The sequence below is a fragment of the Caulobacter sp. NIBR1757 genome, assembly GCF_027912495.1.
In the GTDB taxonomy this organism is placed as follows: domain Bacteria; phylum Pseudomonadota; class Alphaproteobacteria; order Caulobacterales; family Caulobacteraceae; genus Caulobacter.
Genome location: NZ_CP115463.1, coordinates 978826 through 998538 on the forward strand (window position 1 = coordinate 978826; position 19713 = coordinate 998538).

The 19713-nt window shown below is 69.6% G+C and carries 18 protein-coding genes; 8 read left to right on the forward strand and 10 right to left on the reverse strand.

The genetic code is table 11. The features are described 5' to 3' along the window. The first annotated feature begins 1 nt into the window (after position 1). The 4 genes from O5I81_RS04710 (at position 2) to O5I81_RS04725 (ending at position 3537) form a co-directional block, all read left to right on the forward strand. The gene (locus O5I81_RS04710) at positions 2-763 is read left to right on the forward strand and encodes an MOSC N-terminal beta barrel domain-containing protein (RefSeq protein ID WP_271067793.1); all 762 of its coding nucleotides are present in this window, start codon (positions 2-4) and stop codon (positions 761-763) included. Further along, the gene (gene prmC, locus O5I81_RS04715; protein WP_271067794.1) at positions 760-1626 is read left to right on the forward strand and encodes a peptide chain release factor N(5)-glutamine methyltransferase; all 867 of its coding nucleotides are present in this window, start codon (positions 760-762) and stop codon (positions 1624-1626) included. Before O5I81_RS04710 ends, prmC begins: the two co-directional genes overlap by 4 nt. A gap of 204 nt (positions 1627-1830) precedes the next feature. Then, positions 1831-2922 carry a DUF4167 domain-containing protein gene (locus tag O5I81_RS04720; protein WP_271067795.1) on the forward strand — a complete coding sequence of 364 codons (1092 nt, stop codon included), beginning with the start codon at positions 1831-1833 and terminating at the stop codon, positions 2920-2922. A 96-nt stretch (positions 2923-3018) separates the two neighbouring features. Beyond that, positions 3019-3537: a hypothetical protein gene (locus O5I81_RS04725; RefSeq protein WP_271067796.1), complete on the forward strand. Its 519-nt coding sequence runs from the start codon at positions 3019-3021 to the stop codon at positions 3535-3537. On the opposite strand, the gene O5I81_RS04730 is transcribed toward O5I81_RS04725, so the two are convergent. From O5I81_RS04730 to O5I81_RS04745, 4 genes are read right to left on the reverse strand one after another with little or no spacing between them, the layout of a single operon-like run. Further along, positions 3534-4964, reverse strand: coding sequence for an amidase (locus tag O5I81_RS04730; protein ID WP_271067797.1), 1431 nt, complete (start codon positions 4962-4964; stop codon positions 3534-3536). The genes O5I81_RS04725 and O5I81_RS04730 overlap by 4 nt on opposite strands. Before the next feature lie 38 nt (positions 4965-5002). Then, positions 5003-6268, reverse strand: a complete 1266-nt coding sequence (locus O5I81_RS04735; protein WP_271067798.1) for an aminotransferase class III-fold pyridoxal phosphate-dependent enzyme — start codon at positions 6266-6268, stop codon at positions 5003-5005. A 53-nt stretch (positions 6269-6321) separates the two neighbouring features. After that, positions 6322-6771 carry a hypothetical protein gene (locus O5I81_RS04740; protein WP_271067799.1) on the reverse strand — a complete coding sequence of 150 codons (450 nt, stop codon included), beginning with the start codon at positions 6769-6771 and terminating at the stop codon, positions 6322-6324. Positions 6772-6788: 17 nt separating this feature from the next. Next, positions 6789-7043, reverse strand: a complete 255-nt coding sequence (locus O5I81_RS04745) for a GNAT family N-acetyltransferase (RefSeq protein WP_271067800.1) — start codon at positions 7041-7043, stop codon at positions 6789-6791. 77 nt (positions 7044-7120) lie between these two features. Here O5I81_RS04745 and O5I81_RS04750 point away from each other — a divergent pair, with 77 nt between their 5' ends. Then, positions 7121-7696 (forward strand): DUF3617 family protein, encoded by a 576-nt coding sequence (locus tag O5I81_RS04750; RefSeq protein ID WP_271067801.1) that lies wholly within the window; start codon positions 7121-7123, stop codon positions 7694-7696. Position 7697: 1 nt separating this feature from the next. On the opposite strand, the gene O5I81_RS04755 is transcribed toward O5I81_RS04750, so the two are convergent. Continuing rightward, positions 7698-8882, reverse strand: a complete 1185-nt coding sequence (locus tag O5I81_RS04755) for an acetyl-CoA C-acyltransferase (RefSeq protein WP_271067802.1) — start codon at positions 8880-8882, stop codon at positions 7698-7700. 136 nt (positions 8883-9018) lie between these two features. Here O5I81_RS04755 and O5I81_RS04760 point away from each other — a divergent pair, with 136 nt between their 5' ends. From O5I81_RS04760 to O5I81_RS04770, 3 genes are all read left to right on the forward strand, one after another. Further along, entirely contained in the window at positions 9019-10473 is a 1455-nt protein-coding gene (locus O5I81_RS04760) for a hypothetical protein (RefSeq protein WP_271067803.1), read from the forward strand. Positions 10474-10585: 112 nt separating this feature from the next. Continuing rightward, complete coding sequence (locus tag O5I81_RS04765; protein WP_271067804.1) at positions 10586-11071, forward strand: helix-turn-helix domain-containing protein; 486 nt, start codon at positions 10586-10588, stop codon at positions 11069-11071. 29 nt (positions 11072-11100) lie between these two features. Next, positions 11101-11850, forward strand: a complete 750-nt coding sequence (locus O5I81_RS04770; protein WP_271067805.1) for a hypothetical protein — start codon at positions 11101-11103, stop codon at positions 11848-11850. Here the strand turns inward: O5I81_RS04770 and O5I81_RS04775 are convergent. The 5 genes from O5I81_RS04775 to O5I81_RS04795 all read right to left on the reverse strand — a co-directional run bounded on the left by O5I81_RS04775 (position 11847) and on the right by O5I81_RS04795 (position 19711). Beyond that, a complete protein-coding gene (locus O5I81_RS04775; protein ID WP_271067806.1) occupies positions 11847-14333 on the reverse strand; it encodes an ATP-binding protein in 2487 nt (828 codons plus the stop codon). The two genes, O5I81_RS04770 and O5I81_RS04775, sit on opposite strands and share 4 nt — an antisense overlap. Positions 14334-14462: 129 nt before the next feature. Next, complete coding sequence (locus O5I81_RS04780; protein ID WP_271067807.1) at positions 14463-16331, reverse strand: VWA-like domain-containing protein; 1869 nt, start codon at positions 16329-16331, stop codon at positions 14463-14465. Between the two features lie 3 nt (positions 16332-16334). Continuing rightward, positions 16335-17393 carry a MoxR family ATPase gene (locus tag O5I81_RS04785; RefSeq protein ID WP_271067808.1) on the reverse strand — a complete coding sequence of 353 codons (1059 nt, stop codon included), beginning with the start codon at positions 17391-17393 and terminating at the stop codon, positions 16335-16337. Between the two features lie 142 nt (positions 17394-17535). Continuing rightward, complete coding sequence (locus O5I81_RS04790) at positions 17536-18384, reverse strand: cytochrome c1 (RefSeq protein WP_271067809.1); 849 nt, start codon at positions 18382-18384, stop codon at positions 17536-17538. 7 nt (positions 18385-18391) lie between these two features. Next, complete coding sequence (locus O5I81_RS04795; RefSeq protein ID WP_271067810.1) at positions 18392-19711, reverse strand: cytochrome b/b6; 1320 nt, start codon at positions 19709-19711, stop codon at positions 18392-18394. Positions 19712-19713: the final 2 nt, after the last annotated feature.

Consider the following 19713-nt stretch of genomic DNA (forward strand, 5'->3'; position numbering starts at 1 on the left):
CATGCGCGCAAGGATCGACAGCCTGTATCGCCACCCGGTCAAGGGCTTCACGCCCGAGCGGCTGGAGTGCGCCGAGCTGACGGCCGGCGCCTGTTTTCCGCATGACCGGATGTTCGCCGTCGAGGACGGGCCGAGCGGCTTCGATCCGGCGGCGCCGGGGCATGTCTCGAAGATGAAGTTCACCGTCCTGGCCAAGATCGCCGACGTGGCCAGGGCGCGGACGGCGTATGACGCCGCGACCGGGGTGCTGTCGGCCAGCGCCGAGGGACAGCCGGACTTCAGCGGCGACTTGGCGACGGCGCAGGGGCGGGACGCCTTCGAAGCCTGGCTCGCCGCCCTGCTGGGGGAGGCGGCGACGGGCCCGCTGAAGGTCATCGAGGGGCCCGGCGCCCACCGCTTCATGGACCATCCGCTGGGCCACGTTTCTATCATAAGCCTGGCCAGCGTCCGCGACCTGGAGGCCCGGATCGGCCAGCCCATTGATCCGTTGCGATTCCGGGCCAATCTCTATGTCGAGGGTTGGGACGCCTGGGCCGAGAACGACTGGGCCGGCCGCACCCTGACCCTCGGCGGGGCCAGGGCCACCGTCTTCAAGCCCATCGTCCGCTGCGCCGCCACGGCCGTGGATCCGGCGACGGCGCAGCGGGACATCGACATCCCCGCCGCCCTGTTCGAGCACTACGCCCACGTCCTGTGCGGCATCTACATTCACGTCACCGACAGCGGCGCGATCGCCGTCGGGGACAGTCTGGAAATCCAATGACCAACCTCGTCACCGCCTGGAAGACCGCCACCGCGACCCTGAAAGCGGCCGGGGTCGACCAGCCCTCGATCGACGCCGGGCTGATGCTGCAGGCGGCGGCCGGCGTCACCCGCACCGACATCCTGACCGACCCCTACCGCGAGATGACGGCCGAGCAGCAGGCGACGCTCGACGACTTCATCGGCCAGCGCGCCGGCCGCAAGCCGATCAGCCACATCCTCGGCCGCAAGGGCTTCTGGAAGATCATGCTGTCGGTGACGCCCGATGTGCTGACCCCGCGCGCCGACACCGAGAGCATCCTCGACGTCGTGCTGCCGGCCTTTCCGGAGGGCATGGCCTTCCAGATGCTGGACCTGGGCGTCGGCAGCGGGGCCATCCTGCTGGCCATCCTGGCCGAGCGGCCGGCGGCGAGGGGGCTGGGCGTCGATGCCTCTTCCGAGGCGCTGGCGGTGGCCAAGGAGAACGCCGCCAACCTCGACCTCAACAACCGGGCCGCCTTCCTGCACGGCGACTGGACGGCGGGGCTGGGCGACGCCCAGTTCGACCTGGTGGTCTCCAACCCGCCCTACATCCCCAGCAACGACATCGACACGCTGGATCCGGAGGTGCGCGACCATGAACCGCGCCTGGCGCTCGACGGCGGCCCCGACGGGCTGGACGCCTATCGCCTGCTGGCGCCGGAGATTCTGCGGGTGCTGAAAGCCGGCGGCCTGTTCGCCGTGGAGATCGGTCATGACCAGTCGGCGGCGGTCGAAGCCCTGTTCAAGGCGGCCGGCGCCGACCAGGTTCGCACCACCAAGGACCTCGGAACGCGGGACCGTGTGGTCACCGGTTTCAAAAACCCCTTGGAAACGGGCGGATGAGGGGTTACATCCTGACTCGTTCCCTACCTTAAAAGCCGTACCGGGGTGACCTGAAACGGCGGGCGCGCGAGCCACGAAGGGCTGCGAGCCGGGCGGGAACCCAAGGACCACTCCAACAGGACAGTCACGGACCAGCCAGCGTCCGACCCGTCACAAGGCAAGCTTCAAGGCCCGTGCAGACGGCGCCTGAGCGACAGGAACATCATGAGAGATTTCAAGGGCATGAAGCGGCAGCGCGGCCGCAACCGGAACACCGGAAACAAGCCCCAGCAGCACAACGCCAACCGCGCCTACGACTCCAACGGTCCCGAGGGGATCAAGGTGCGCGGGGCCGCCCAGAGCGTCTTCGAAAAGTACCAGCAGCTGGCGCGCGACGCGACGACCGGCGGCGATAGGGTTCTGGCCGAAAACTACCTGCAGCACGCCGAGCACTATTTCCGCCTGATCCGCGCCATCCAGCCGAACCGGCCGGTCACCGACATCATCGGGCGCGACGTTTACAGCTCCGGCATGGACATCGACTTCGAGGCCGAGCACGAGGAGCCGACCGAGGCCCAGATCGCCGAGGCCACCGAAAACAAGCCGGAAGCCGAAGACGGCGAGGAGCGCCCCCGCTTCGAGAACCGCCAGAACCAGAACCGCGACCGGGACGACCGTCCGCGCGACCGCGACGGCTACCAGGGCAATCGCCAGAACAACCAGAACCGCGACCGCGACGATCGTCCGCGCGACCGGGACCGCTGGCGCGACCGCGACGACCGTCCCCGTGACGGACAGCAAGGCGGCCAGCAGCAGGCCCGCGACGACCGTCCGCGCGACGGCAATCGCGATGACCGTCCCCGCGACGACCAGCCGCGCGAGAGCCGCTTCCGCGACCGTGACGACCGTCCCCGGGACCGCGATCGCGACCAGCCGCGCGAGCAGGCGCAACAACAACCGCGCGACGAGGCGCCCCGCGAGGCCCAGCCCCGTGAGGCCCAGCCCCGTGAAGAGCGCGAGCCGCGCCGCAGCCGCTACGAGCGCGACCGTCCGCGTGAGGAGCGCGCCGAGGCCCGCGAGACCCGCGACCCGCTGCAGGTGATCGAGCCGCAGGCCGCGCCTCTGGCCGCCGAGCCCAAGCGTCCCTCGCCGCGCCTGCGTGGCCAGGACGGCGCGGTTTCGGAGCTGCCCGGCTTCCTCTCGCGCTCCGCCCCCGCGCCGGCCGCCGACGCCGCCGAAGCCCCGGCCAAGCCCAAGCGCCGCCGCGCCCCCAAGAGCTTCGAGGGCGACGCGCCGAAGGGCGATTCGGAAGACTAACCTCCCTCCCCATTCGTGGAGGGACGGCGGCCCCCCTTCTTCAGGGCGTTCCGGCTGTGCGCCTGCGCTAGGCTCCGCTCAGTCCCGGAGTCTGCCATGCGTCTCGCCGCCGTTCTCGCCCTCGCCCTGATCGTCACGCCGCTGGCGTCCGCCCCCAGCCTTGCCGCCGGGCCAGCCAAGATCCGGCTGACCTGCAAGCCCGGCCAGGCGCTGAAACCCGTCGTTGCGGCCATCACCGCCACCCCAGAGATCCAGGACGCTGAACCCGAAAAGCGGGCCCTGTGCCTCTATGTCGGGGCCGCCCAGACCGGGCCGTTCAGGCGCTTCGCCATCGTGCAGATGGAGTACTTCCCGCTGTGGTGCGGCACGGCCGGCTGTCAGGTGCTGGTCTTTGTCGAGGACCAGAATGGCCAATGGCGCTCCGCCATCGATCCGCGGATGAGCAACAACGGTCTCGCCAAGGAGGAGGGCGCGCGGCTCGACTTCAGCCAGGCCGTGCAAGGGTTGCCGGCCATCACCGTGCCGCAGCGACCGGACATGGAGATCGTCCCCATCGTCTGGACCTTCGACGCGGAGGCCGGCGTCTATCGCCGGCCGGAGGAAGCGCTGGACTAGCCGAAGATCGCCGGGCGGCGGTCCTTCCAGGGCATTTCCTTCTCCAGCTGGCCGGCGAGGCGATACAGCGTCGCCTCGTCGGCGTAGCGGGCCGTGAACATCATGGCGATCGGCAGGCCGTCGGCCGACTGATGCAGCGGCAGGCTGAGCGACGGCTGGCCGGTGAAGTTGAACGGCGGCGTGAAGGGGAAGGTGGCCGACTGGGCCTTGTCGAAGGCCCGCAGGTCGTCGGTCAGGGTGTCGAGGAACTCGTGCTTCGGCGGCGTCGTCGCCAGCACCGGCGTCAGGTAGACATCGAAGCTCTCGAAATTGCGCAGCACCTCGCGGTTCATCAGGCGCAGCTGCTGCCAGCCCCACATTGCCTGGTCGCCGGTGATGCGCTTGCCGGCCTCGTAGCCGCGCCGGGCCAGACCCTCGATCTCGCCCTCGCCGGGCTCGCGGCCGAGCTTTTCCACCCAGCGCCGCACGCCGGCCGAGAAGTTGCTGGCCGAGACCAGGGCCTGGGCGCGGTAGAGGGTGCGATAGTCGATGCCCAGCCCCTGTTCGACGACCTCGTGGCCGAGGCTTTTAAGGGTAGCGGCGGTTTCGGCGAGCCTGGCGGCGACCTCCTCGCTGATCGGCTTTCCGTTCGGGGTCTCGGGCGACCAGAAGATCCGCAGCTTGCCGGGCGAGCGGCTGACCTCCTCCAGATAGGGGCGCTCCTTGGCCGGATGGGCGTAGGGGGACGCTGGTTCGGGATAGCCGGTGGCGTCGAGCATGGCGGCGCTGTCGCGCACCGTGCGGCTGACCACGTGGTCGACCGAGAAGCCGATGGCGCGGTCATAATCCTCGCCGCCGTTGGGGTTGCGGTCGCGGGTGGTCTTCATGCCGACCAGGCCGCAGCAGGCGGCGGGGATGCGGATGCTGCCGAGGCCGTCGCTGGCGTGGGCCAGGGGCACCATGCCGCTGGCGGTGGCGCTGGCCGCGCCGCCGGAGGAGCCGCCGCTGATCCGGGTCGGGTCCCAGGGGTTGGAGCAGGGCCCGAGGCGGCGGCTGGTGGTGACGCCGGGAATGCCGAACTCGGGGGTGTTGGTCTTGCCAACCAGCACCACGCCGGCGGCGCGGTAGCGTCTGACCAGCTCGCTGTCGTCCTCGTCGGCGGCGACCTGGGCGAACATCGAGCCGGAGGTGCGGGGCCAGCCCTTCACCTGGGCGCCAAGGTCCTTGATCAGGAAGGGCACGCCCTTGAACGGGCCGTCGGGCAGGTCGCCGGCCGCGACCTTGCGGGCCTCGTCGTATTCCTTGTGGACGACGGCGTTGAGGACGCCGTTGTGGGCCTCGATCCGTTCTATGGCGGCCTCGAGGATTTCCCCCGGCGAGGCCTTCTTGGCCTTCACCAGGGCCGCCAGCCCCAGCCCGTCATGCTCGGCATAGTCCGCGAAGGCCATGTCTCTCTCCCGTTGTGTTCTGATTTTTCCTGAGCTTGTCAGCGCGCGGCGAGGAAGGCCAGCTTCTCGACGGGGCCGAGCGAGCCGGCGTCGCGCTTGAGGTCTGCGAAGGCGGCCTCGGCGGCGTTCAGGGCGGCGTCGATGTCGGCCTGCGTCATCGCCGCGCAGAGGAACATGTTGTGCCAGGGGTGGACGTAGACGCCGCGGGCCAGCATGGCGCTGGACCAGGCGAAGCCGAGGCGCAGGTCGGGGTCGTCGTCGAACAGGAACAGCGGCATGGTCTCCGGCCCTGTCTGGCGCAGGCCGAAGCCGGCGGCGGCGGCGCGGTCGTGGAGACCGGTGCGCAGCCGCATCCCCAGGCCTTGAAGGCGTTCGAGATAGTCGGTCTCGCGCACCAGGCGCAGGGTCTCCAGGCCCGCCGCCATGGCCGCGCCGGCGTACCAGAAGCTGCCGGTGACATAGATGGAGGCGGCGGCCTTGCGGGCCTTGTCATTGCCGAGCAGGGCCGAGATCGGATGGCCGTTGGCGATGCATTTGCCCCAGGTGGAGAGATCCGGCTGCACGCCGAGCACCGACCAGCTGCAGTCGCGGGCCACCCGCAGGCCGGCGCGGACATCATCGACGACCAGAAGGGCGCCGTGCTGGTCCGCCAGCTCCCGGGCCCGGCGGGCGTAGGCCGGGTCCGGCGGCGCCTGGTCGATGAAGGCGTCATGCCGGAAGGGGGCGGCGAAGATGGCGGCCAGGTCGTCGCCGGCCTGCGCGACGGCGGCCTCCAGGCTGGCGATGTCGTTGTAGGCGCAGAAATGCTGGTGGGCCCTGTCGCTGGGGACCACGCCGCCGGGCCTGGGCGTGCACCAGGGAGCGGCGCCGTGATAGGCGCCCTTGGCCAGAACCAGAGCCTTGCGGCCGGTGTGGGCGCGGGCGGTCATCATGGCCATGGTGGTGGCGTCGGTGCCGTTCTTGCAGAACATCGCCCAGTCGGCGTGGGTGACCATGGCGGTCATGGCCTCGGCCAGCTCGACCATCAAGGCAGTCGGGCCGGTCAGGGCGTCGCCGATTTCCAGCTGGCGCACATAGGCGGCGTTGATCTGCGGCTGGCCATAGCCAAACAGGTTGGGCCCGTAGGCGCACATCAGGTCGAGGTAGCGGCGGCCGTCGGCGTCGGTCAGGTGGGCGCCGTCGCCGCCGCTGAAGAACTGCGGGTAGTCGTCGGGCAGCAGGCCGACCGACTGGTGGCCGTACATGCCGCCGGGGATCACCGCCTCGGCCCGCGCCCGCAGGCTCTTGTCCACCAGCCCGCTCATCGTCTCGCTCCCTCGTTTCGCGGAACGATACGCGACCTGCGGCCGGCGACAACTCACATCAGGCCGCGCGCCTGCTCGACCACGGCCAGGAACAGCTCGACCTGGGCGCGCAGGTTGTCGCGATGGATGCCGCCGTCGAAGACCACGTAGCGGCTGAGGGTCAGCACTTTCGGCTCGTCGGCCCGCACCTGCACGGCGGCGAAGTCCAGCCGTTTCAGCGCCTCCTGGGCCTTGGCGGGCGTGTCATAGGTGACGAAGGCCATCAGGGTCGCGCCCCGGCAGCGGGCGCTCTCGCAGGCCGCGCCCTGGATGACGAACGCCGTCCCGGCGGCCGAGCGCACGGCCAGCACCGGGTCGCCATTGTCCAGGATGGCGTCCTGGGTGACGGTCAGTCCCATGCCCTGGGCCAGGGTCTTCATCTGGGCCGGCGTCCAGACGCCGAGCAGTGGAGCAGGCGCCGGCCCGGCCGCCATCGCCGGCCCGGCGACCAGCAGGCCGATCAAAACTACCCCCGCCAACCTCATTCCGGATGGCGCTTCAGCCAGGTCGCCGCGTAACCGCAGATCGGCACAATCTCCTCGCCCCTGTCCCTGGCGTCCGCCCGGACGCCGCGCATCAGCCGGTCGCTGGTTCCCTGGCCGCGCAGGGGCACGGGGGAGAAGACATAGTCGATGTACAGCCGGCCGTTCTCGCGACGATAGTCGGCGTAGGCGGTCTGGCCCTGCTCGATCAGTTCGTAGCGGCCGGCGGCGGGGTTGTCGGTGACGTTGGTCATGGTGACGAATATAGCGCCTCGCGCGGCCGTCCGATCCCCGTTATCGTCATCCAAAATCACCTCTCGGGGAATATATCATGCGCGCAGCTCTCGCCGGTGTTTCGCTGATCGGCCTTCTGGCCCTGACCGCCTGTGACAAGGGGGCCGACAAGGCCGATGTGGCGGGCGACGATTCCAAACCCGCGGTGGCCCAGGCCAAGGCGCCCGAGGGGCCGCCCAAGCAGACCTCCGGCCAGTGGGAATACAAGAACACCATCGCCGGCCAGCAGATGACGATGAAGACCTGCGTCGACGCCAAGTCGCAGGAGGCGGTCTCCTGGGTCAACCCGGGCGCGGTGAGCGAGGACTGCAGCAAGCGCGAGTACAGCAAGCAGCCGGACGGGACCTGGACCTTCTACACCGTCTGCCGCACCGCCATGGGCGGCGAGACCACCACATCCGGCGCCGCCAACGGTGATTTCGCGCGCAACTTCACCGTCCTGGTCACCGTCAAGACCGAGGGCGCGACCGAGGCCAAGGCCAACGGCGTCATCGACATGAAGATCGACGCCTCCTACGTCGGGCCATGCCCGGCCGGCCAGCGCGGCGGCGACGTGGTGCTGCCCGGCGGCCAGATCCGCAACATCATCGACGAAGCCCAGAAGGCCCCCTAGGTCAGACCAGCTCGACGGCCATGGCGGTGGCTTCGCCCCCGCCGATGCACAGACTGGCCACGCCCTTCTTGCCGCCCCGCGCCTGCAGCGCGGCCAGCAGGGTGGCCAGGATGCGGGCCCCGGACGCGCCGATGGGGTGGCCAAGCGCCGTGGCGCCGCCGTTGACGTTCAGCCGGTCGCGCGGGATGCCCAGCTCGCGCTGGGCGATCATGGCGACGACGGCGAAGGCCTCGTTGACCTCGAACAGATCGACGTCCTCGACGCTCCAACCGGCCTTTTTCAGCACCTTGCGCATGGCCGGCACCGGGGCCGTGGTGAACAGGCCGGGCTCGTGGGCGTGGGCGGCATGGGCGACGATGCGGGCGACGATCGGCATGCCCAGCTTTTCGGCCACCGACTGGCGGGTCAGCACCAGGGCGGCGGCGCCGTCGCTGATCGAGCTGGCATTGGCGGCGGTGATGGCGCCATCGGCGGCGAAGGCGGGCTTCAGGGTCGGAATCTTCGAGGCGTCGCCCTTCGGCGGCTGCTCGTCCTGGTTGACCGTTTCGACGCCCTTGCGGGTTTTGACCTCGACCGGGACGATCTCGGCCTCGAAGGCGCCGCTCTCGATGGCCTGCTGGGCCCGGGTCAGGCTTTCGATGGCGTAGGCGTCCATGTCCTCGCGGGTGAACTGGTAGCTGCGGGCCGACTCCTCGGCGAAGGCGCCCATCAGCTTGCCCGGGGTGTAGGCGTCCTCGAGGCCGTCGAGGTACATGCTGTCCTTGATCGTATCGTGGCCGATACGGGCCCCGGCGCGATGCTTGGTCAGCAGGTAGGGGGCGCCCGACATGCTCTCCATGCCGCCGGCGACGATGATGTCGGCGCTGCCGGCCGCCAGGGCGTCATGGGCCATGATGGCGGCCTGCATGCCGCTGCCGCACATCTTGTTGACGGTGGTGGCTTCGACGCCCAGCGACAGGCCGCCGCCCAGACCCGCCTGACGAGCCGGGGCCTGGCCGAGGCCGGCCGGCAGCACGCAGCCCATAATGATCTGCTCGACCAGGTCGCCGCTGATGCCGGCCCGCTCCAGGGCCGCCTTGACGGCGACCGCGCCCAGATCGGTGGCCTTCACACTCGAAAGCGCACCCTGGAAGCCGCCCATCGGCGTGCGGGCGAAGGAGGCGATGACGACAGGATCGGATGACATGAGCGTATCCTTAGAATTCAGGCGAGGTTCAGGGGCGGGCTGTCACATGATGCATCAAGAGGCCCTCGGCAAGTGCGCCGGGAGCCGAGTGGCCAGGCTGCACGTTCAGTCTGGTCCCCTGCACAGGAGTTATAAGATGCTCAGGCCCGTTCTGCTGCTGTCCGCCGCCCTCTCGGCCCTGACTCTGGCCGCCTGCAACCAGCAACCGGCCCAAAAGGCCGATGTCCCCAAGACCGAAGGCGTGGTCGTCGCCGAGGCCGATGACGTCGCCCCGACGGTCGAGGACCTGCCGGCCGCCGCGCCCGCCGCCCTGGCCCCGGCCGCCGCCCCGGCGGTCAAGCGCGACTACTGGTCGGACGTCCAGCAGGTCGATCGCGACTACGGCGACGACGCCCCCGACTACGCCTACGACTACGGCGACGCCGAACCCGCCTACTGGGAAGAGGAAGACGGTAGCTACCGCTACCTCGAACGCCTGCAGGGCGGCGGCGAGCGCTGGTACTATTACCGCCAGGGCGACGACTCCCCCTACTTCGTCCGCGATCCCGATTATGGCTACGCCTACGACGGCGGCCAGCTGGTCGTGCTCTACGACTCGGGCGGTCGCCGCCTGGACCGTGATGCCGCCTACGGCCGCCGCGACTATGCCGGCCGCTATCTGGCCCGGGCCCGTGACCTGAGGCGCGCCCAGACCCAGGCCAAGCGAAAACAGGTCGCCGCCGCCGACTGGCGCCGCCGCGAGCAACAGGCCGAGGCCGCCCGCCGCGAGGCTCAGGCGCGCCAGGACCGCATCGATGACCGCCGGGACGATCGCCGCGACGATCGTCGCGATGATCGCCGTGACCGGATTGAGGACCGCCAGAACGGCGGCGCCCCGCCGCCGGTGATCGTGCCGCCGCGCCCCGATGATCGTGGCGACCGTGGTGACAGAGGCGACCGCGGTGACCGTGGTGACCGTGGTGACCGTGGTGACCGTGGCGGCAGGGGCGATCGGACGCCGCCGGCCGTGACGCCGCCGGTTGTCACTCCGCCCACGCCCAGGCCGCCCACGCCCAAACCGCCCGTCGCCAAGCCTGCGGTCGATCCCCGCGTCGCCGCCGAGGCCCGCAACGCCGAGGCGCGCAAGGCGGCCGAAGCCCGCAATGCGGCGACCCGCCAGGCCGCCGTCGCCAAACAGGCGGAAGCCAAGGCCCAGCGCGAAGCAGCGGCCGCCGCCCAAGGCAAGCAGGCCGCCGAGGCGCGCAACCTCGAGGCCCGCAAGGCGGCCGAAGCCCGCAACGCGGCGACGCGCCAGGCCGCCGTCGCCAAGCAGGCCGAAGCCAAGGCCCAGCGTGACGCGGCGGCCGCCGCCCAAAGCAAGCAGACCGCCGAGGCTCGCAATGCCGAGGCGCGTAAGGCCGCCGAAGCCCGCAACGCGGCCACCCGCCAGGCGGCGGTCGCCAAGCAGGCCGAGGCCAAGGCCCAGCGTGACGCCGCCCAGGCCGAAGCCAGGGCCAAGGCCGCCGAGCAGAAGGCCGCCGCCGGCAAGGCCGCGCGCGACCAGAAGGCGGTCCCCAAGACCGAGGATCGGCCGGGCGCGGCCCAGCAGTAACCGGCCATAAGCCCACGCCGGCGGACGTCGGCGTGGGCGAACGGGCAAGCGGAGGCAGTTCTCAAAAGAAACCCCCTTGTCTTCCGCCCCCGGAAGGCACAATTTGACGGTCATGGGCCGAACCGCCGATTATTCCCGTCAAAGCTGCCCCATCGCGGCCACCCTCGAGGTTGTCGGCGATCCGTGGACCCTGCTGATCCTGCGCGACGCCTTCAACGGCGTGCGGCGCTTCGAGCAGTGGCAGGAGCGGCTGGGTGTCGCGCGCAACGTGCTGGCCTCCCGCCTCAAGGTCCTGGTCGCCCACGGGGTGCTGGAGCCCCGGCAGTATTCCGAGCGGCCGCCGCGCCAGGAGTATCTGCTGACCGCCAAGGGTCGCGACCTGCGGCCCGTTCTGCTGACCCTCTACGACTGGGGCGAACGGCATGTGTACGGCGAGGGCCGCGGCCCCAACCACATGACCCACAACGGCCATGCCTTCCGGCCCAAGCTGGTCTGCGCCACCTGTGACGAGGTGGTCGGGGACCGGGAACTGAGCCGCGTCGATCAACCCTCGGAGCATCCGACGGTCGGCGAAGCCCTGGCCCGGGCGGTCGCCTGAACCGCCGTCTGACAGCCTTGATCCCGGCCGTGCTCGCGGCCTGTCTGTTCAGTTCTCCCGCCCTGTCCGCCGACTGCTGGTTCGAGAACGGCGCCGTGGTGGCTCCCGCCAGCGTGGCCGGCATCGCCGGCGACTACCTGATCGACCCCAGCGCGCCCAACACCCTGATCCACGAGACCCGCGCCCAGACCGAGGGCATCGCCGTCACCGAGCTGACCGCGCCGGTCCGCGTCGCCGGCCTGACTCTCAAGTCCCTGCCGGTCAGGGTTGTCGATCTCGATTTTCGGGCTCCGGGTTTCGACACCCCCATCGCCGGCGTCATCGGGGCCGACGCCCTGGCCGGCCAGGTGGTCGATCTCGACTTCGCCCCCTGCCGGGTGCGCATCCATGGCGCCAGCGGCCGTCGGGCGCGGGGCCGGGCCATCCCGCTGACCCTGATCGGCGGCGTGCCGACCCTGCGGGCCGCCGTCTCCGATGACGATCAGGCGCTCGCCGGCCAGTTCGCGGTCGACTGGAGTTCGGCCGGCAAGGTCCGGCTCAGCGACAGGATCGCCCGCTTCCAGCCGGCGCGGGAGGGCTACGATCCCCTGGCCCGCAACGACGCGCGTGGCCGCCTGCGGGCCTTTTCGTTTCTCGGCGAGCTCAGCGAGGAGGCGCCCTCCGGCCTGATCGCCGGACTCGATCCGTCGGTCGCGGGCTCGGTCGGCACCGACGTCTGGTCGCGCTGGACGCTGCGTCTGGACATGGCCCGCCGGGTGCTGATCCTGTCAGCCCACTAGGCGGCGCTGGCTTCGCCCGAGGCTTCGCTTTCGATGCCGTCGGCCGCCCAGGCCAGGGCCTCGTACAGCGCCATGGCCTGGATCGGCTTGGAGACATGGGTGTCCATCCCCGCCGCCAGATACTGGCTGACGTGGTGGGCCATGGCGTTGGCGGTCAGGGCGATGATCGGCGTGCGGCGGCGGCCGGTCAGACCTTCAGCCTCGCGGATGGCGCGGGTGGCGGCGACGCCGTCGAGCACGGGCATCTGCACATCCATCAGGATGACGTCCCACTCGGCGCCCTCCCAGGCATCGACGGCGGCCTGGCCGTCATCGACGATGGTCGGCGAAATCCCGACCTGGGCGAGCAGGGTGGTCAGGACGATCTGGTTGACCTTGTTGTCCTCGGCGGCCAGCACGCGGAGGGTGAACGGCGCGGCGTCGGCATCGCCGGTCGCCTCTTCGGTGGTGCTGTCCTCGTCGCCCAGCCGTTCGATCGGCAGGCGCAGAGTGAAGGTCGAGCCGACGCCGGTGAAGCTGGTGACGGCGATCTCGCCGCCCATCAGCTGGGCCAGCTCATGGCAGATGGACAGGCCCAGGCCGGTGCCGCCGAACCGGCGGGTGGTCGAGCTGTCCAGCTGGTCGAACTTGCCGAACAGCTTGCCGAGATTTTCCTGTGAAATGCCGACGCCGGTGTCGGTGACGCGGATTTCCAGCCGGCCGTCATCGTAGCCGGCCTCGATCCGCACCTGGCCGTCCTCGGTGAACTTCACGGCGTTGGAAACGAGGTTGTAGAGGATCTGACGCACCCGGGTCGGATCGCCCAGGTAGCAGCCCGCCGCCGGTCCCAGCTCCATCGTCAGCGTGACGCCCTTGCGGCGCGCCAGGTCGGCGAAGGCAGAGTAGGCGGCGCCGGCGACGCTGCTCAGCTGGAAGGGGAGCTGTTCGATCTCCAGCTTGCCGGCCTCGATCTTCGAGAGGTCGAGCACGTCGTTGAGGATGACCAGCAGAGCTTCTCCGGACTGCTGGATGATGCCGAGCCGCTCGCGCTGGACGCTGTCGAGGTCATCGGAGGCCATGGCCTGGGCCATGCCCAGCACGCCGTTCAGGGGCGTGCGTATCTCATGGCTCATCGTCGCCAGGAAGGCGCTCTTGGCGGTGCTGGCGGCGTCGGCCTGGCTACGGGCGGCCTTAAGGCGGCGGCCGCCGCGGAACAGCAGGAGGGCGGCGATCGTGGCGCCGAGGGTCAGCAGGACGCCGAGCGCGATCACCCAGCCCTGGGCGCGGACGGCGGCCTTGGTCAGTTCGGTCTGCTTGCGGGCGCTGGTCAGCTGGGTCTCGAGCGAGCCGGTGATCTGGCGCACCCCGCCGTAGATGTCCTGCGAGGTCTGGAAGCGCTGGTCCCGTTCGTACTTGCGGAACAGCTCGAAGGCGGCGGCCCCGTCGCCCCTGGCCAGCAGCAGTTCGGCCTCGATCTGCGGCAGGCGCTTGAACGCCGCCTGGTCGAAGCGCTTTGAGGCCTCGAGGGCGCGCAAGGTTTCCAGGTCCCTGGCCGCCGTTGTCGCCTTGCCGGTCCGGGCGCTGGCGATGGCGCGCATGGGCAGCAGGCGCGGCGCCAGAAGGCCGGTGTCCTCGATCGGCTGGCTCAGGCCGCCCGTGCATTGCAGCACCTGCGCCGGGCCGGCGAAGGCCTCGGCGTACATGCCGCACAGATAGGCGTCCCAGGCCCGGAGGTTCTCGAGGCCGGATTTGACGGTGAGTTCGTGGTGCACGGCGACCAGCTTGCGAGCCTGGACCTCGTCGCCGAGGCGGATGGCCAGGTCGCCGAGATTGTAGACGGCGTCGAAGTCGGGCCGGGGCCATCCGGCGTCGGCGAACTCGAACTGCGAGCGCTGGAAGGCGCGGGCGCTGCCGTCGAGATCGTTCAGCCCCATCAGGGCGATGCCGATGGTTTCCCAGATTTCCGATTCGGCCGCCTTGGCGTCGCTGTCCTTCTGGTCGATCAGCAGTTCGGCTTCATAGAGCAGTTTCAGGGCCGCGCCGGTCTGCTGGCGGTTGATCAGCACGGTGGCCCAGAGGGTCTGGGCGTGGGCACGGACGTACCAGTCGTCACTGGCCGTCTGGCGCGACTGCAGGTCGGCGACGGCGGAGGGGTCGCCCTGGCTCATGCGGCCGGCGACCCGGTTGAGGTCGGCAATGGTCAGGTAGCGGTCGTCGCCCAGGACCCTGGCCTGGTCGGCCATGGCGTCGTTGTAGCGGTTGAAGAGCTCGAACTCCGACTGGTTGCGAAACACCGTGGCCACGTAGTTGAGGCGCCGCAGGGCCTCGCGATCCTTGCCCAGCAGGGCGGTGTCGCCGAACCGGCGCAGGTCGGCGAAACTCGACGAGACGGCCCGGCCTTCGATGGCCGAAGCCAGCTGGGCGGGGGTCATGGCCTGGCGGGCGAGGACGGGGGTCCCGGCCGCCAGCAGCAACGCAACTATTCCGCAGACGATGGCCCGCATGGGTTTCCTCAGAATCGGCTTCCCTAATGGCAGGCAAGGGATTGAGATTCCGTGAGCCTTCAGCCGGTCGCGGCGACAGTTGACCCGAATTGAGGCGAGCCTGGCGCCAGCTTTGCCCGGTCATGGGCGTCAGCCGATCTCGAAGGCGAAGCGCGGCGCCCGGGTCGAGAACGGCAGCCGGGCCCCCTCCGGCATCAGATAGGCATGCTCGCGGGACAGGCTGAGAGTGTCGCAGCCGCCGTCGGTGATGATCAGGATCGGCGCGTCCTTGGGAAACCGGACGTCCTGCAGCAGGCGGGCGATGGCGGGCTGCAACACGGTGCCGCCGCGCCCCCGCACCTCGACCGATCCCAGAAGCGATTCGGGCGCGACATAGCCCATGTCGTGGACGCCGGCGTCGCATTGCAGCACCCGGACCAGGGGCACCTCGCGGCTCATCGCATAGCTGGCGATCGCCCCCAAGGCACGGCCAAGCAAGGCCGGCGGCATCGACCCGGAGGTGTCCAGCACCACACCGAACGTGCGCGCCGCCAGCCGCTCCTCCGGTCGCACCCAGACCGGGCGCGGAATATCGGGCGTCGAGGCCTGCCGACGGCTGGCGCGGGCGAAACTGCGGCGGGCTTCGATCGGCGGGAAGAAGGCATCCATCCACTGGCCGAGCTGGACATCCCAGGGGATGGGCTTCTGCTGGATAGAGCGGATCTCCTCGATCAGGTCGCCGGGCAGCAGGCCGCGCCCGGTCGCCGCCAGTTGCAGGTCCAGTCCCTCGGCCAACGCCCGGCGGTAGAAGGCGTCGAGGTCCGTGCCGGGGCCGCTCCACCAGGCCGGCGGCCGGTCGTCCAGAACATCGACCTTGCCGACGCCGCGCAGCGTGCGGCCCTTGTTCAGACGTCGCATCAGCCGCAGGTCGCCGGTGATCCGGTCGTAGATGGCCTCGGCCGACTCCTTCTCGAACCCGAGTTCGGGGTCCAGCAACAGGTCGTCGGTCGGCATTTCGCCGATCTGCATCTCGACCAGCCAGCCGTTGATCACATAGTCGCAGGCGACGTTCCACAGATAGGGATTGCGACCCTGCCGACGGGCCTCGTGGCGCAGGCCTACGTGAAGTAGCTCATGGGCGATGACGAACTGCATGGCCGGATAGGTCCAGGCAAAGCGCGGATTGATATAGACCCGCTGCTGCTCGCTGCTGACGGCGGCGATGGCGATGTCGTGCAGCGCGCAGAGGTCGGCGTCCTCGACGATGTCGAAGGTGGCCGCCAAAGCGCCCAGCAGCGGATAGCTGGCGATGAACCAGGCCTTGGCCCGCTGGGCCAGAGAGTTGGGATCGCGCTTGTCGCCAGGCGATGTCCGCGCCGCATCGCCTGCCTGGGCGATGGCCTTGACGACACTGGCCCGGATGGCCGCGGCCAGGCTTTCCTGCCGCTCACGGCGCACTTTGGCGCTGAGCGGCGGCAGGCCGCTGACAGCCGTGAAGCTTGGAGCGTCCACGGCCAGACCGGCTCCGCCATAGGCCTTCAGCATCGCCGGCCCACCGTCACGCAGGGCGGCGGCCACCGACTCGACGTCCCGGCCCAGCGACGGCAGGTCGGCCGGCGCCAGGTCGTCCGGCCGCCGTCCAAGATCGAGAGTGCGCAGGAAGTCGGCGGCGACGAGCTCGCAGGCGATCTGCCAGGCCTCGTCGGTGCGCTCGGGGTCGGCGTGGCACAGGTAGTAGTGCAGCATCGCCTGGCCCAGAACATTGGCCCACTCCTGGGGCGAGGCGCGTTTCCATGGATTGAGCTGGATGGCGGTGTCGAACCGGTCGGTGGAGCGGGGCCGCACGGTGCTGTGCAGCCGGGCATAGCCGCGCGGGGTGAACGGTGCGCCGCCCAGGTCGGGCCGCCAGTAGGAACTGGGCTCGAGCTCGCCAAACAGCGGGTGGCGGGCCAGCAGGGTGTGGCCCTCGGCGATCGCCTTCAGGTTTTCCTTCGGCGGCTGCTTGGCGCCCCGGGCCATGGATCAGGACCGCTGGGCCGCCAGGCGCGGCAGGGCGCGGGCCAGGTCGATGGTGTACCAGGCGGGCAGCGTAGCGCCGCTCTCTGCCTCGGTGACCAGCAACTGGGCGAGTTCCGTGGAGATGCGCGACAGGCTGACGATCAACTCCTTGGCCCGGGCCGCCAACTGGCGGGTCTCGCGGCCCATCTTGGTCTCGTCCTCGGGCAGTTCCTTGATCAGCCGGTCGCGCAATTGCTGGACCAGGAAGTAGAGGATATCCCGTTCGTCCGGCTTCTCGGGCCAGCCGCGGTCTCCCTTGAGAATGGCCGACAGATCGTGCTCGCGCTCACGCAGCTTGGCGAAAGCCGTGAACTGCCGCGCATGGGCGGGCGTCAGCAGGCCGGAGGCCAGGGTGTTGATCTCATCGAGGGTGACGGCGGGGCCATAGGCGTCCAGCGCGGCGCCGAGCATGGTCCAGGCGCGCGGGGTCGAGAAAGGCTCCTCATGCTTGGGCGGCTTGGACCACAGGTGGTCGGACCGCTGGGAGACGTAGGACACCACCAGCTCATTCAGCGCGCCGCGGTTCGCCCACTCCAGCCAGTCGCGCGCCGATGCCCGCAACTGAACATGGACCAGCCTGTTGATCAGGGCCGACGACAGCGGCCGGGTAATGGCGGCGTCCTCGGCCCGGTTGCCCGCTCCGATGACGATCGTGCCCCTGGGCAGTTCGAATTCGCCGATGCGTCGGTCGAGGACCAGGGAATAGAAGGCCTTCTGGACCTCCTGCGAGCAGGCGTTGAGCTCGTCCAGGAACAGGCAGTAGGGCTCGTCGCGCGCGATCATGGTCGGCGGGCAGAACCGCGACTTGCCATCGACGATCTGCGGCACGCCGATGATGTCCTCAGGCGCGAGTTGCGAACCCAGCAGGGATACGCAGGGCAGCCCGACGGACTCGGCGAACTCCCGCACCAGGGCCGACTTGCCGATGCCGGGCGGGCCCCAGATGAAGACCGGAAGGACGGGCGCGACGTTCAGCAGGAAGGGCGTCAGCGTTGCCGGGGTCAGGGTCTGGGCGGATTCCACAGCGCACTCGCAGAACGGATGCGCATCGCGCAATCAGAGTTGAAACCGTTTTCTAGCAGCGCCGGGCGCGGGGCGCACGCGGGCAAAAGAAAAAGGGCCCGGATCGCTCCGGGCCCTTCGTCATTCGGTTGGCCGAGAAGCCTTAGTGGCTCTCGTTCCTCCAGACCTTGCGGTAGCTGGCGTAGAGCAGGCCGCTGAACAGGACCAGGTAGATCAGCACGGCCAGGCCCATCTGCTTGCGCTCTTCCAGCTTGGGCTCGGCGGCCCACATCAGGAAGGCGGCCACGTCGACGGCCTGTTGGTGGGCGGTCGACTTGGTGCCGTCGTCGAAGGTCACCTTGCCATCGGCCAGCTGCGGGGGCATGGCAACGAAGCCGCCGGGAGGGGCGTGGTGCTTGTCGCCGGTCCAGCCGGCCGAGACGTCGCCGGGGAAGTAGACGTTGTAGTGCTGGCCGGTCGGGACGGTCAGGCCCTTGGGCGGGGCCTCGAAGCCGGTCAGGAAGGCGGCGAGGTACTCGGGACCGCCTTCGCGGGCCTTGGCGATCACCGACAGGTCCGGCGGCAGGGCGCCGCCGTTGCCGGCGCGGGCCGCGTAGTCGTTCTTGTAGGGCTTCGGGAAGCGGTCGGCCGGGACGGCGGGACGGGTGATGTCGTCGCCGGTCTCGGTGTCGATGTCCGGCACCTGGATGTCGGTGGCCAGCGCCTTGACGACCGGGTTGTCGTTCGGGTTGCCGTACTTCTTGTCATAGAAGGGGCCGCCCTTGTCGCCGAGGTTGCGGAACGACAGCAGCTTCATCGAGTGGCAGGCCGAGCAGACCTCGCGGTAGACCTTGTAGCCGCGTTGCAGCTGGGCCTGGTCGAATTTCCCGAAGGGACCTTCGAAGCTGTAGGCGATGTCGGCGTGTTCCTTGGCCTTGCCGGACGCCAGGGCGGGCGAAGCCGCCACCAGCGTCGTCAGGGCCGCCGCGATCAGGGTGAGTTTGCGCAGCATCTGAGGCTCAGCCCTTCTTTTCGGCGTCGGCCGTGGCGCCCGCGGGCGTCGTGGCGGGGTGGGACAACGCCGGCGAGGCGATGGTTTCCGGGGTCGGCAGCGGGGTCTCGATGAGGCCCAGCAGCGGCATGATGACCAGGAAGTAGGCGAAGTAGTAGAGGGTCGCGAGACGCGAGAGCCAGACCCAGCTGTTGAGATCGCTCTCGAGGATCTTGATGGTCTCGAGGCCCGGGATGACCTGGTCGTCCGGCAGCTTGGCGCCGCAGAAGCCGAGGATCACGCAGACCACCACCAGGATGAGGAAGTAGAGCTTGGCCATCGGGCGGTAGCGCATGGAGCGCACCTTGGAGGTGTCGAGCCAGGGCAGGGCGAACAGCACGCCGATGGCGCCGAACATGGCCACCACGCCCATCACCTTGTCCGGCACGGCGCGCAGGATGGCGTAGAAGGGCAGGAAGTACCACTCGGGCACGATGTGCGCCGGGGTCACCAGCGGGTTGGCCTCGATGTAGTTGTCGGCGTGGCCAAGCGCGTTGGGCATGTAGAACACGAAGATCGCGAAGAGGATGAGGAACAGGCTCATCGCGAAGCCGTCCTTCACCGTCGCGTACGGGGTGAAGGGCAGGGTGTCGTGCTTCGACTTGGGGTCGATGCCGGTCGGGTTGTTCTGGCCGACCACATGCAGGGCCCAGATGTGCAGGATCACCACGCCGGCGATCATGAAGGGCAGCAGGTAGTGCAGCGAGAAGAAGCGGTTCAGCGTGGCGTTGTCGACGGCGAAGCCACCTTGCAGCCAGGTCAGGACCGGGCCGCCGATCACCGGGATGGCCCCGATGATGTTGGTGATCACGACCGCGCCGTGGAAGCTCATCTGACCCCAGGGCAGGACGTAGCCCATGAAGGCGGTGGCCATCATCAGGAGGTAGATGACGCAGCCGAGGATCCAGAGGATCTCACGCGGCGGCTTGTAGCTCCCGTAGTACAGCCCGCGGAACATGTGCAGGTAGACCGCGATGAAGAACATCGAGGCCCCGTTGGCGTGGGTGTAGCGCAGCAGCCAGCCATAGTTCACGTCGCGCATGATGTGCTCGACGGAGGCGAAGGCCCCGCTGGCGCTCGGCGTGTAGTGCATGGCCAGCACGATGCCGGTGACGATCTGGACCGCCAGGCAGAGGCTGAGGATGCCGCCGAAGGTCCACCAGTAGTTCAGGTTCCGCGGCGTCGGATAATCGACGAAGCTGTCCCAGACCAGGCGGGTGACGGGAAGGCGCTGGTCGAGCCAGCGGGTGATGCCGGATTTCGGCTCGTAAGTGGAATGTCCGCTCATCG

Bases quoted from the DNA above. Each gene is read 5' to 3' on its own strand.
- O5I81_RS04750 (WP_271067801.1), top strand. From the start codon at position 7,121: ATGCGCGCAGCTCTCGCCGGTGTTTCGCTGATCGGCCTTCTGGCCCTG.
- O5I81_RS04780 (WP_271067807.1), bottom strand. From the start codon at position 16,331: ATGGCCCGGGGCGCCAAGCAGCCGCCGAAGGAAAACCTGAAGGCGATC.
- O5I81_RS04725 (WP_271067796.1), top strand. From the start codon at position 3,019: ATGCGTCTCGCCGCCGTTCTCGCCCTCGCCCTGATCGTCACGCCGCTG.
- O5I81_RS04795 (WP_271067810.1), bottom strand. From the start codon at position 19,711: ATGAGCGGACATTCCACTTACGAGCCGAAATCCGGCATCACCCGCTGG.
- O5I81_RS04710 (WP_271067793.1), top strand. From the start codon at position 2: ATGCGCGCAAGGATCGACAGCCTGTATCGCCACCCGGTCAAGGGCTTC.
- prmC (WP_271067794.1), top strand. From the start codon at position 760: ATGACCAACCTCGTCACCGCCTGGAAGACCGCCACCGCGACCCTGAAA.
- O5I81_RS04735 (WP_271067798.1), bottom strand. From the start codon at position 6,268: ATGAGCGGGCTGGTGGACAAGAGCCTGCGGGCGCGGGCCGAGGCGGTG.
- O5I81_RS04765 (WP_271067804.1), top strand. From the start codon at position 10,586: ATGGGCCGAACCGCCGATTATTCCCGTCAAAGCTGCCCCATCGCGGCC.
- O5I81_RS04760 (WP_271067803.1), top strand. From the start codon at position 9,019: ATGCTCAGGCCCGTTCTGCTGCTGTCCGCCGCCCTCTCGGCCCTGACT.
- O5I81_RS04790 (WP_271067809.1), bottom strand. From the start codon at position 18,384: ATGCTGCGCAAACTCACCCTGATCGCGGCGGCCCTGACGACGCTGGTG.
- O5I81_RS04755 (WP_271067802.1), bottom strand. From the start codon at position 8,882: ATGTCATCCGATCCTGTCGTCATCGCCTCCTTCGCCCGCACGCCGATG.
- O5I81_RS04745 (WP_271067800.1), bottom strand. From the start codon at position 7,043: ATGACCAACGTCACCGACAACCCCGCCGCCGGCCGCTACGAACTGATC.
- O5I81_RS04720 (WP_271067795.1), top strand. From the start codon at position 1,831: ATGAGAGATTTCAAGGGCATGAAGCGGCAGCGCGGCCGCAACCGGAAC.
- O5I81_RS04775 (WP_271067806.1), bottom strand. From the start codon at position 14,333: ATGCGGGCCATCGTCTGCGGAATAGTTGCGTTGCTGCTGGCGGCCGGG.
- O5I81_RS04730 (WP_271067797.1), bottom strand. From the start codon at position 4,964: ATGGCCTTCGCGGACTATGCCGAGCATGACGGGCTGGGGCTGGCGGCC.